The 11,588-nt window shown below is 35.7% G+C and carries 11 protein-coding genes, 1 tRNA gene and 2 pseudogenes; 7 read left to right on the top strand and 7 right to left on the bottom strand.

Features of this window, described 5'->3' with window-relative positions; genetic code table 11:
* Positions 1 to 134 precede the first annotated feature (134 nt).
* Together AAGD90_RS05895 and AAGD90_RS05890 are read right to left on the bottom strand one after the other, a co-directional pair.
* Complete coding sequence (locus AAGD90_RS05895) at positions 135 to 611, bottom strand: RDD family protein (RefSeq protein WP_006279800.1); 477 nt, start codon at positions 609 to 611, stop codon at positions 135 to 137.
* A 22-nt stretch (positions 612 to 633) separates the two neighbouring features.
* Positions 634 to 1,176, bottom strand: coding sequence for an RDD family protein (locus tag AAGD90_RS05890; protein WP_155969099.1), 543 nt, complete (start codon positions 1,174 to 1,176; stop codon positions 634 to 636).
* A gap of 145 nt (positions 1,177 to 1,321) precedes the next feature.
* On the opposite strand from AAGD90_RS05890, the gene icd reads away from it, so the two are divergent.
* A complete protein-coding gene (icd, locus tag AAGD90_RS05885) occupies positions 1,322 to 2,740 on the top strand; it encodes an isocitrate dehydrogenase (protein WP_010082497.1) in 1,419 nt (472 codons plus the stop codon).
* A 166-nt stretch (positions 2,741 to 2,906) separates the two neighbouring features.
* A protein-coding gene (locus AAGD90_RS05880) for an IS630 family transposase (RefSeq protein ID WP_156518142.1) occupies positions 2,907 to 3,766 on the top strand; the annotation gives its coding sequence in 2 pieces (ribosomal slippage) (positions 2,907 to 3,231 and positions 3,231 to 3,766; 861 coding nt in all).
* A gap of 55 nt (positions 3,767 to 3,821) precedes the next feature.
* Here the strand turns inward: AAGD90_RS05880 and AAGD90_RS05875 are convergent.
* A pseudogene (locus tag AAGD90_RS05875) lies at positions 3,822 to 4,654 on the bottom strand (IS5 family transposase).
* A 58-nt stretch (positions 4,655 to 4,712) separates the two neighbouring features.
* On the opposite strand from AAGD90_RS05875, the pseudogene AAGD90_RS05870 reads away from it, so the two are divergent.
* Positions 4,713 to 5,000 (top strand): annotated as a pseudogene (locus AAGD90_RS05870) (phage BR0599 family protein); the annotation flags it as partial.
* 31 nt (positions 5,001 to 5,031) lie between these two features.
* Positions 5,032 to 5,118 (top strand) — tRNA-Ser (locus tag AAGD90_RS05865).
* Positions 5,119 to 5,224: 106 nt separating this feature from the next.
* Here the strand turns inward: AAGD90_RS05865 and AAGD90_RS05860 are convergent.
* The 3 genes from AAGD90_RS05860 to AAGD90_RS05850 form a co-directional block, all read right to left on the bottom strand.
* Positions 5,225 to 5,476 (bottom strand): hypothetical protein, encoded by a 252-nt coding sequence (locus AAGD90_RS05860; RefSeq protein ID WP_022626339.1) that lies wholly within the window; start codon positions 5,474 to 5,476, stop codon positions 5,225 to 5,227.
* A complete protein-coding gene (locus tag AAGD90_RS05855) occupies positions 5,446 to 5,595 on the bottom strand; it encodes a hypothetical protein (RefSeq protein WP_285520262.1) in 150 nt (49 codons plus the stop codon). Before AAGD90_RS05855 ends, AAGD90_RS05860 begins: the two co-directional genes overlap by 31 nt.
* A 262-nt stretch (positions 5,596 to 5,857) precedes the next feature.
* The gene (locus AAGD90_RS05850) at positions 5,858 to 6,151 is read right to left on the bottom strand and encodes a transposase (RefSeq protein ID WP_080717625.1); all 294 of its coding nucleotides are present in this window, start codon (positions 6,149 to 6,151) and stop codon (positions 5,858 to 5,860) included.
* 359 nt (positions 6,152 to 6,510) lie between these two features.
* Between AAGD90_RS05850 and AAGD90_RS05845 the strand changes: the two genes are divergently transcribed.
* Genes AAGD90_RS05845 through AAGD90_RS05835 form a run of 3 tightly spaced genes read left to right on the top strand, consistent with a single transcriptional unit; the run spans position 6,511 to position 9,918 of the window.
* Complete coding sequence (locus AAGD90_RS05845) at positions 6,511 to 7,620, top strand: PQQ-binding-like beta-propeller repeat protein (RefSeq protein WP_264707350.1); 1,110 nt, start codon at positions 6,511 to 6,513, stop codon at positions 7,618 to 7,620.
* On the top strand, positions 7,613 to 8,992 hold the full coding sequence (gene lpdA / locus AAGD90_RS05840) for a dihydrolipoyl dehydrogenase (RefSeq protein ID WP_341821815.1): 1,380 nt from the start codon (positions 7,613 to 7,615) through the stop codon (positions 8,990 to 8,992). The genes AAGD90_RS05845 and lpdA overlap by 8 nt, the downstream gene beginning before the upstream one ends.
* 2 nt (positions 8,993 to 8,994) lie before the next feature.
* Entirely contained in the window at positions 8,995 to 9,918 is a 924-nt protein-coding gene (locus tag AAGD90_RS05835) for a tyrosine recombinase XerC (RefSeq protein ID WP_341821814.1), read from the top strand.
* Here the strand turns inward: AAGD90_RS05835 and AAGD90_RS05830 are convergent.
* Positions 9,863 to 11,404 (bottom strand): ankyrin repeat domain-containing protein, encoded by a 1,542-nt coding sequence (locus AAGD90_RS05830; protein ID WP_341822191.1) that lies wholly within the window; start codon positions 11,402 to 11,404, stop codon positions 9,863 to 9,865. The genes AAGD90_RS05835 and AAGD90_RS05830 overlap by 56 nt on opposite strands.
* Positions 11,405 to 11,588: the final 184 nt, after the last annotated feature.

The following is an 11,588-nucleotide window of genomic DNA, read 5'->3' as shown; positions in this document are numbered from 1 at the left end:
AAAAGTAAAACGCTCTTATAGCTAAAATAATTTGGATTTACCAAAATATATTTATAGTTAAGTTGGCAATTTACCTTAAGTTAGCGCGTGACACTGGAATGACACCCTTGGTGGCAGACAGCTAAAGGAAAATATCAACTAGGTTTATAATCTATCACTACCGTGTTTGCAATTTTGTCGTGAAAAGCTTGTTTATGTTCATCACCTACTGCACATACTAAAACTAAGATTAGTATAGCTAAGAATAAAATGGGATTACAAAGTGATATGCAATAAATTATAAAAAGAGCTATAGTCCTTTTCATTGCTTGCATTGTAGTGATTGACTCAAATGTATCTTTGTCTTTTACACGCATGCTAAATAACAAGTGTCCTGGAGTGCCGCCAAATTTTACTAGCATGAATATATGAAATATACATGGTATCATTAAAAATAAAGAAAATACAATCGTGGTGATTACAATTATTGCACCCATGATCCCTTGTATTGCGTGTGTAAGTGAGAAACCCACCGCCATTAAACCAAATGGTATTGCGATAAATAAAATACAATCAACTATAAATGCTAGAGTACGTCTTGTCATCGTTGAGTAGTTTACTTTTTTATCCATGTACTACCTATAAAGAAAAATATCAACTAGATTTATAGTCTATCACTACTGTTTTTGCAATTTTATCGTAAAAAGTCTGTTTGCGTTGATCAAATACTGCAAACAAAAATAAAATTAGCACAATTAAAAGATATAGAAAAGTATAACCATGATAATGCAGATGAAGCAAAAAGCGAAAAATAATCCAGATGCTTCCCTTAGAAATACATCTTATTGTTGCTTGCATAAGGGTAACATTTGTAAATGTATTAGCATCTTTAATATGCATACCACACAATAGTTTTCCTGGGGTACCACCAAGTTTTGTTACCATTAATATTTTGGATATTGTTAGTACTAATGTTGCGACCACTGTAGAAACTATAAATGGTATTTCTGTTGCTAGTTGTGCAAGTTCCTGAAAAGAGTCTTTATCTTTATCTTGATCTTGTAATGATACGATGAATACACCATAGATAAAACCGAAGATAAAATGAGGGGAAAATATGATGAGGTCAAGTATTTCTGCTACAATACGCCTTGTAAATCCTACATAATTTACTTTAACATTTATTTCAGTATTCATAACCCCACCTATATTTCATAATATCATCATATGATATAAAAATACGTTATTAAATAACCGTAAATATACTAACTTGGGTAATATTAGCTACTTGTGCCACTCTATTATTTAAATTAATATTAAATCATTTATAACTAGGGAAGTTATGTCAACACTAATCACAGTTGCATATGGCGACGGTATCGGACCAGAAATCATGGAAGCGGTGCTGTCGATATTGCGCGAAGCAGAAGCGGAAATCTCAATAGATATTATTGAAATAGGGGAGCGTGTTTACAGTAAAGAATGGTCTCACGGAATTTCTCCAAGTGGTTGGGAATCAATTGAAAGGACAAAAATATTATTAAAATCTCCGACAACAACTCCTCAAGGTAAAGGGCACAAAAGCTTAAACGTTGCACTCAGAAAAAATCTAGGGTTGTATGCAAATATCAGACCATGCATTTCATATCATCCTGTTATAGAAAATAAATTCGATAAGTTTGATATCGTAGTGATACGTGAAAATGAAGAGGACGTTTACACCGGAATAGAGCATAGGCTCACTGGTGACTCTTACCAATGCACTAAAATTATTACTAGATCTGGCTCAGAGAAGATATGCAGGTACGCTTTTGAATATGCAAAAAAACACAACAGAAAAAAAGTAACTTGCCTGACTAAAGATAACATCATGAAAATGACTGACGGAACTTTCCATGCCGCGTTTGATCGCATTGCAAAGGAATACCCAGATATAAAGGCAGAACATTATATAGTTGATATTGGAATGGCGCGTGTTGCAACAGAACCGGAGAATTTTGATGTTATAGTAACCGAGAACTTATATGGCGACATATTATCAGATATAGTCGCACAAACCTCTGGATCTGTGGGGCTTGCCGGAAGTAGCAACATCGGGAATGAATACGCAATGTTTGAAGCAGTGCACGGTTCTGCCCCTGATATTGCAGGAAAAAACATAGCCAATCCTTCTGGTCTTTTAAATGCTGCAGTGCATATGCTAATTTACATAGGTCAAGTGGGTACTGCAAAACTAATCTACGATGCATGGCTCAAGACTTTGGAGGATGGAATACACACTGCCGATTTATATAAGGAGAAAAGAAGTAAACAGAAAGTTGGTACAAAAGAATTTGCAGAAGCTGTTATAGACAATCTAGGAAAAAAACCGAAAACATTATCTGAGCTTATAATTGGCAGTGATCCAAATAGTAAAGTGGATAAAATACAGGATAATTATGAACAGGATTATAAGATTAAAAAACTAGTGGGTAGCGATATAACGCTTGCCTGGAGTAAGCCGGCTGACTTTGACCAAATAGTGAAGTTGTTTGAAACAAGTAATCCGCAGATTATAGCAATATATTCAAAAGGCCTTGCGATTTGGCCAGGAAGTTCAAAGTCTTCAAGTGACCAAATAACCTGCAGGTTCATTGCAAATAATGAAATTACAAATAGTGATGTGAATAACTTGCTAATCAAATTTGAGGAACATAATTTTGATGTGGTGAGAATGGATAAGTTGTATTTGTATGATGGGAAAGAGGGTTTCTTCTCTTAGTGGTTGCTTGATATTTTTATGCTTGTGTGAAACATTAAATATATTATACTAATAGTATCGTGTATTTATGTGAGGTGTAGTAATGAGTCAACATTTTAAGTTATAGCTCTTTCCACAGAAGTCCGGATATGATAAGATTAAGGATAGATGGCGATAAGGAGGTTGGATGCCGGCAGCATATAGTTATGATTTAAGAAAAAAAGCAATGGAAGCACTAGACGAAGGGGAAAGCAGAGAAGCAGTGGCAGCAAGATTTAAAATTGGACGAACTACTTTGTGGGAGTGGCAGCAAAGAAAAAAAGAAACAGGCGACTTTCAGTCAAAAAAACTCGGTAATGGAGGTTACAATCAGAAAATTATCGACTGGAATAAGTTTATCGAATTTGCTAAAAAACACGGTAGAAAAACTCTGTCGGAAATGGCTAAACTTTGGGGCAACGTTAGTATCCAAACGATCCACCGAGCTCTCAGAAAAATTGGATTTACGCGCAAAAAAAGACATATGGATACAAGGAAAGGAACGAAGAAAAACGTGCTGAATTCTTAAAAATTATAGCAACAAAAGAACCAGAAAACTTAGTGTATATAGATGAGTCTGGGATTGATAACACGGAGGACTATCCATATGGGTATTGCCAGAAAGGACAGCGATTTTATGCCCTAAAATCTGGAAAAAAAACTCAACGAATCAGCATGGTTGCAGCCTTAAGTAGAAGAAAGATAGTTGCTCCATTAACATTTGAAGGCCACTGTAATATGGATATTTTTAATGGATGGTTTGAGCAATTTTTGGCACCGATCTTAGAACCTGGACAAACTGTCATTCTTGATAATGCTACTTTTCATAAGTCTGATAAGCTTATCAAGCTCGCTAAAGGAGTCGGTGCAGAAATTTTGTATCTGCCGCCTTATTCTCCAGATTTTAACAAAATTGAGCATCATTGGTTTGCTATAAAAAACAGAGCCAGGAAAAACATTCCTCTATTCGAATCCTTTCGTCGTGCTGTTGATTCTGCCTTCCTATGACCTATTCGGACTATTATGAGAAATGCTATAAGAGGTTGTCGGGAAACTAGTAAATTCAAGCATATTCCCTCTTTAACATAACCCTACTCATAGCTAGGTATATGAAATTCTCAGTGGATGTTGTGAGTAAATCATACTCCTTCGATAGCCTTCTATTCCTATTAACCCAAGCAAAAGTCCTTTCTACAACCCATCTTCTTGGCTGTACTTTAAACCCTTGTTCTCTTGTTGGTAGTAGCTCAGGTGGCGTATCTTTGTGCACCCAAAATCTACATGGAGGCCTTTTAACAATTTCAATATCTATGTCATATTCTTCCTTTATGTGATTCTTTAAATTTCTTCCTTGGTATCCCATGTCAGCCCACATTTTTTTAACTTTAGTATATTTTGTTCTCATATTGTTTAATGCTATTTTAATACCATCTCTATCATTTTCGTTAGCAGCGCCTACGTAACAACCTAGTATAAAACCCTGAGTGTCTGTAATTATATGCCTTTTTCTACCCTTTACTTTTTTACTTCCATCATAGCCTTTGATCCCCCCTTTTCTGTAGTCTTTACAGATTGACTATCTACTATACAGGCACTCGGCTGCTCATTCCTTCCTATTTTTCTTCTACTATATTTTGTAATTTCATAATTCATTTTCTCAAAAATTCCCTGCTTCTTCCATTGCCTGAACTGCTCATACACAGTCTTCCATAGCGGAAAATCATTTGGTAAATACCGCCATTGACACCCTGTACGCAATACATAGAAAATTGCTTCTAATATTTCTTTTTTGCTATACTTTTGCGGCCTTCCTCCTTTCTTGTATGATACTCTGAAGTGTTTTTCTATTCTTGCCCATTCCCTTTCGCTTAGATCTGTTGGATACTTTTTTCTCATCTTTACCCCGTACTAAAATTTCAGATATTATAGCCTTTTACTTGTTTCCGGACAACCTCTAATAGACGAAAGAAGATTTGAAGACACGAATTTAACTGAGAGTGATGAATATTATAAGCACGGAGTAGTAAAATTCTTTGGCTCAATAGCGTTTGAAGGTGTAGTAAAAGAATATAAAAATAAAGTAGTTACGTTGTTTACTTCGCCTCCATACCAAATTTTTGCTGGAGATAAATATTCAATACTCGCAGGTTGCGATAAAACATTTCCAACTTGCAGAAGCAAGTTTAACAATACTGTGAATTTTCGTGGTGAACCCTATATACCAGGTTTTTATATTGTTTAGCAGTACAATTTTCAATATTATGAATAAGCATGGAAAGGTGGCTGAGTGGTCTAAAGCACACGCTTGGAAAGCGTGCACATATGAAAATATGTCGGGGGTTCGAATCCCCCCTTTTCCGTATGTTACTTCTAGAATAGTATAAAACCCCCGGTCGCGCACACAACTGTACGAACATTGTAATATGGTACAATGTTACAACTATGCGGTGGTAATTTACGATAAATTCATGTAGCCATTTCAAATTTAGCCATACCAATGTCAGTAAATTGATTAAGCAAATAACACTTGAGTAGCAGTTCCTTCCCACGATTAATTTCAGATTTGTTCCGAAAATTAAACCCGAATGTTTGTTTCAGTCGCGAGAAAAAACTTTCTACATAAGATCTTTTTCCGTAGTTTGTTTGCCTTTTCCACCTCTTCATTCCATCTTCGCTGTATGACTTTATTAGTCTAATTGCAGCATTTCTCTCTGCCATACTTTGGATGCTCTGCTGCATTGTTTTTTTGGAGGAATTTTTGTCTTTATGCCGCATTCATCACACAATTTATAGAGTTTATGTCTGTCATATGCTCTGTCTGCATATAGTGCTTTTATGGCATGCTGAAAATTAACTCCTTTAAGTAAATCGCAAGCTCCATAGTGATCAGACCGTTACTGTATTCTGCAGCTATGGCTTTTTTGCTGTTTATATTCAACATTACATGCAATTTTCTTGTCTGTTCATAGCCACGATATTTTCTGTCAGCGCTATTTTCCTTGCTGTGTGTTGTTATAAATGCTGATGCTTGTGCTATCTATGGCAATTTCGATATCTTCCATATTATTTTTATCAATTCTGCAATCATTGATCTTAATATTAAGTTTTTTTTGAAGCTTGCGAATAGCTGATAACTGCCAAATCTCTTCCTATTTGTTGCAAATATCCTTTTATAAACCCGACTGTTTGTCTTAAGCCAATTCTAAAAAGATTAACGATTATATGCACTAAAATCACAACTTTATCACTATAAATATAGTTGCCGCCCTGCATTTTTGGACTATTTTCATACCAATTTTCGATAGCTTTATCGATGTAACGAAAAATATTTCCTCTTTTTTCTAGAAATTTGTTATATTCATGGCAGTTACTAACTCTCATTTTTTGTGGCATATTTTTCCTTAAGCGGTTAAATGGCTATTTTATAATGAATTTTGTCAGTAGCCACCAGATTTTTTCAGTTGCGATGCAACAGAGCCATCCCAGTGTCAAGCACTGGGATGACAGGAAAAGAGGCTATTTGGATGACATCTTTCTTCTTGGTATAAATTACTTTTATATCTCAATGTTCGTACAGCTATGCACGTTGCCGCATAGTGGATGAGGTGTACTACCTCTAAGAGTATACATTATCTCACATAATAATATAATATTTCGTTCATAAATCAACGTTTTTAACATGCAGCAAGAACATTTCCGTTGTAATTAAGGTTCTTAAGATGTATATTAATGAATCTTGTTTTCAATAAATAATGAAAGTAATAATTGTCATGATAATGTTATTGTGTAGCAGTTACACAATGGCAAGCGAGAGAATAAGTCTAGTGGATAAAAAACTATCTCAAGGATATGTAGCTCCAGTGCTTACAGAAAATAGCGTTATTTTATCAGACAAGCACGGCGCTTTATATTCCTTTGATATTGATAACTCAAAGGCTATGAATTGGAAATTACACCTCTCACACAGAAAAAAAATTAGTAACATGAGCCTATTGCGTCACAGAGGAAACGTTTTCTTTATAGTGGATAACGTTCTACACACAATAGATGCAAAAACCGGCGAGATTCAGTGGGAAAAAGAATTGAGAGCTCCAGTAAGAGGGAAAGCAGCAGTAATAAACAATAAATTGGTAGTATTGACTATTGATAATTATCTGTACGTGTTTGATATAAAAGATGGCAGCTTCGTTTGGACTTATCAAAACGGCATCAATGAGGTTCGAGGTTTGTATTCCATATCGCCAGCAATTTCTAATGATAAAATAATAGCACCATTTTCAAATGGTGAGTTAATAGCTTTTAATGAAGACGGTAAAAAATTGTGGAGCCAAAAATTGGCTACAAACCTTTTGGATACACAGCTCACAGATGTAACTACTACACCGAGAGTGCTTGGCGATACTTTAATAGCTACAAATAATTCTTATATTTATGGTATTGACGTAAAATCAGGAAATATTTTATGGTCAAAGTCACTGCAAGTAAAAAGTGTATCAGACATTGAATCATATTACAGTCCTCTTATTCCTCCAAAGGAGCAAAAAGAAGGCGGAAGAATTTTTATAGTTACTAAAGACGATAAAATAATTGGCCTGGATATAAAAAATGGAGAAACAGTCTGGGCATCTGATTTAATAGAAAATACGCAATTGTTTGCTCCAATTATGCATGCCCATACACTGTGGGTGACAAGCAATAAAGGTTCAATGTTTGCTTTTCCGGGATCTGAAAATGCAGGAAAGGTAGTCAAAGTACCTGGCAATGTGTTTCACACTCCAGTGTTTACTCACGATAAAATATATGTAACAACTGAGGGAAAAGGTGTTTATTCTTTAGAAAATAGGTTTGTTCTTTATGATTGATTATGACCTGATTGTTATAGGTGGTGGTCCAGGTGGTTATAAGTGTGCTATCGCTGCTGCAAAACTTGGATTGAAAGTTGCCTGCATAGATAAAAATAGCATTTTTGGTGGTACGTGCCTGCGGGTTGGGTGCATACCCTCCAAAGCATTGCTCCATTCTTCCTATCAGTATGCTCACACGAAAAATGATCTGTCGAAGTTTGGCATAAAAATTAAGGACGCAAGTTTCGATTTAAAAGAAATGCTAGGTTATAAGGACGCCAGAGTTCAGGAACTTGGAAAAGGTATAGAATATCTGTTTAACCTTCACAAAATCACTAAAATCAATGGGCTTGCTTCTTTTGACCAAGGTAATCTTGAAGTTTCAGTTGAAGGTAAGGTGCTGAAGACAAAAAATATAGTAATTGCAACCGGTTCTGATGTTATTTCTTTGCCAGGAATTAATATCGATGAGAAAGACATTATTTCTTCCACCGGTGCACTATCTTTAACTGAAGTACCAAAAAAACTTGTCGTAATCGGAGCCGGGGCAATAGGGCTTGAAATGTCTTCTGTATGGAGGAGGCTAGGGTCTGAAGTCACTGTAGTAGAATTTTTTGATAGAATCGCTGCAGCAATGGATGGAGAATTAAGTAAGTCTCTACTTTCTAGTCTACAAAAACAAGGAATAAAATTTTTACTTAGCACTAAAGTTGAGGAGATAAAACAAAGTAGTAATTCTTTGAGTGTGAAAGTTTGCTCTGTAAAAGATAATCAAACAAACACTATAGAGGCGGATAAGGTATTGGTGGCAGCAGGACGCAAACCATGCACTGAGAATCTTGGTATTGATGAAAAAATAGAAAAAGATAATCGCGGTTTCGTTCAAGTTAACAACAGATATGAAACTAATGTGAAAGGAATATTTGCTATTGGTGATGTGATCGGTGGAGCAATGCTTGCTCATAAGGCAGAAGAAGAAGGAGTGGCAGTTGCAGAGATAATCGCTGGGCAAGTACCTCACGTTGATTATGAAATTATACCATCTGTCATTTACACTCACCCTGCGGTTTCTTCAATCGGTAAAACTGAAGAGGAACTCAAAAATGCTGGCCGTAAGTACAAAGTTGGTAAATGTCAATTTGCTGCAAACGGCAGAGCAAAAATCACTGATGATGCTGAAGGATTCGTGAAAGTGCTGACTTGTAGCAGAGCAGATACAATACTAGGTGTGCATATCATAGGAGCATACGCTGATACGCTAATCAATGAAGCAGCGGTTGCAATGGCATATGGCGCAGCAGCAGAGGATATATACAGAATTTGTCACTCTCATCCTGATATAAATGAAGCCTTTCGAGATGCGTGCATCGATGCTTTCTTTAAAAAATAATTGTGGACCTCGGTTCGATCATTGAAAAATGGTATGAGTGGCTGAGGTGCAACAGATCTTATTCACCAAACACTTTGGAATCATACATGAGGGACTTGAAGGATCTTATAAGTTTCCTAAATACTCACATTGGTGGAGAAGTAAATGTTGGTACTCTGAAAAATTTAAGCATACCTGAGTTAAGAAGTTGGCTTACCTCTCGTTACGCAAGAGGTGTAAACGCAAGATCCAACACTCGAGCACTCTCAGTAATCAGAAATTTCTTCAAGTACATAAAAAATAACCACAATATAGACAATGAAGCTGTATTTTCCTTATCAAGGCCAATTCAGAGAAGAACTCTGCCCAAAGCATTATCAATACCTAATATAAAAACTTTATTGAAAGAAATGAAACTATCCGACCTGGGTGAACCTTGGGTGGTAAAAAGAGAAATTGCAATTATCGTCCTGCTATATGGTACAGGCTTAAGAATCAGTGAAGCGTTGAACCTTAGGGTTAGTGATATTAACAATGAAAGTTTAATAGTAACAGGTAAGGGAGATAAACAAAGGCAGGTATTCATTCTCCCAGTAGTAAAAAAATGTATACAAGAATATGTAAAAGCCTGTCCTTACCTTGATGAAGCACAACATCTTTTTGTGGGAGTAAGAGGAAAAAAATTGGGAAGAACTTATGTGGCCAATCGTTTGCAGAAAATAAGGAGAATATTAAATCTGCCAGAAATTTTATCTCCACATGCATTTCGTCATAGTTTTGCTACTCATTTGCTTCAGGAAGATATTGATATAAGATCAATACAACAACTGCTTGGTCATTCGAGTCTTGAGACCACTCAAGTTTACACTCACCTCAATTATCAAGATGTTTTTAATATGTATAAGAATTTCCAACAGAGTTTGGAGAAGAAGCCAAAACCCTTGTAACTTGAGGATTATCTGTGGCACTACCAGGTCCTATGTCTTTTTCATCTCCTTTGTATAAAAAATATCCTACTAAAAGAAGAACAAGTGCAACTACTGCAAGACAAGCACCTATTACTGGATAACCGTATAAAACTGCTAAACATGCACCAACAGCAAACGCTCCAGACAACACAAAAGAAGCAGAAGCGTAGTTGCTTTGTTTTTTACCAGGAGAAATTGCTTGCGAGGATTTTTCGTTTTTATTACTACGGAGCAGTCTATTTTCTGATGAAAGCCTATCTCTTTCTTCCCTTACTTGTTTCAAATCTCTTTTTAATCGTGAAATTTCGACAGTGTCGCTTGCTCTTCCATACACAATTCTATTAAGTCGAGTTACTTCACTATTTAGATCATTGATTTTTGTTTTTTGAGCCGATTTTTCCTGCCTTAAATCTTCTTCTAACTGTGAAATTTTGTTAATGCCTCTCGTTCTTTCGCGTACGACCCTATCCAGCTCTCGTTCTTTTTCTATGAGTTGAGCTTTCGTTCTTTCAAGTTCACCTTTAAGTTCTTGTATAACTTGCTCAGAACCTACCGGTATATCATTCGTACTTGCCAAAGGTTGTAATGTATTTGCAGGAAATTTTTCATTTAGATAATTTGTAATAGATTCGATTGGATTATTAACACCCCTCAATGCAGCAGTAACAATTGCATGACTCATGAAGCAATTATCTTCTACTAATTTTTTTACATCATCTAAATCTTTTTTATTAATAGTAGCGGTTAATCGCTCTGTAATGGCTTGTTCAATTATTTGCTTCACCCACGAATTTTGCTCTATAGCTTGTATTGGCTTTATTTGACTAAAATCTAGCTCTTTATGTTTTAAAAGTTTTGTCAATACTTCTTTGTTATCTGATGTTATTCCTTGTAAACATGATTGAATAATTAAGCTAAGCGGCGTTTCTATTTCTTCATTTCGGCTTCTTTTCCAGCAATTAGGGTTAAACTCTTGATTTAATGGTCTTTTCGCTTGGTAAATGTTTCTGCTAGAAAGAGCACCTAACAACTCGTTTGCTTTTTGTGCTTTTTTAAATTCTAATTTTATTACGCGCTCAAATCCTCTTGCAATACAATCTTCAGGGCTTTTATATTCATAATTTTTGATATCAGTTTTTATATCTGGGTGCGTGAGCAATATTTTTACCACATCTTTAGCCCCAACTTGACAAGCAATATGTAAAGCTGTGTCTTTGCGCATATTAGATGTTGTTATAAATTCTGATATTTCACTTTGTGTACTAGGATCATATCTCGTCCGTGTTGTAGACACAGATTGCTTACTCTGAGCATTAATATTGATACTTCTGTTTTGTATAAGCAATTTAGCCATTTTCTCTAACGTAGCCTGTCCATCACCGCTGACAGCGCAGACATTGACAATAGACATCAAAGGTGTCATGCCCTCCTTATCAAACGCATTAACATCCGCACCTTCTTTCAGAGCTTGTTTAAAAGCTTCCGGGTTTTCGTTATCAATAGCCTTAAATAACTTTTGTGTTGGTTCATCGGCTGTCTTGAAGTTGTCTGATTATATCTATAACCATTAGTATTTATCCCATCCCCTCCATAAAGCATATTAAACCTACCTAATAATTTACTAATATAATTATGAAAAAGAAAAGGAA

This window comes from Wolbachia endosymbiont (group A) of Ischnus inquisitorius (assembly GCF_964026985.1).
In the GTDB taxonomy this organism is placed as follows: domain Bacteria; phylum Pseudomonadota; class Alphaproteobacteria; order Rickettsiales; family Anaplasmataceae; genus Wolbachia; species Wolbachia pipientis.
Note: the sequence above shows the minus strand (reverse complement) of the source record. Positions and strands in the feature narration are given on the sequence as shown.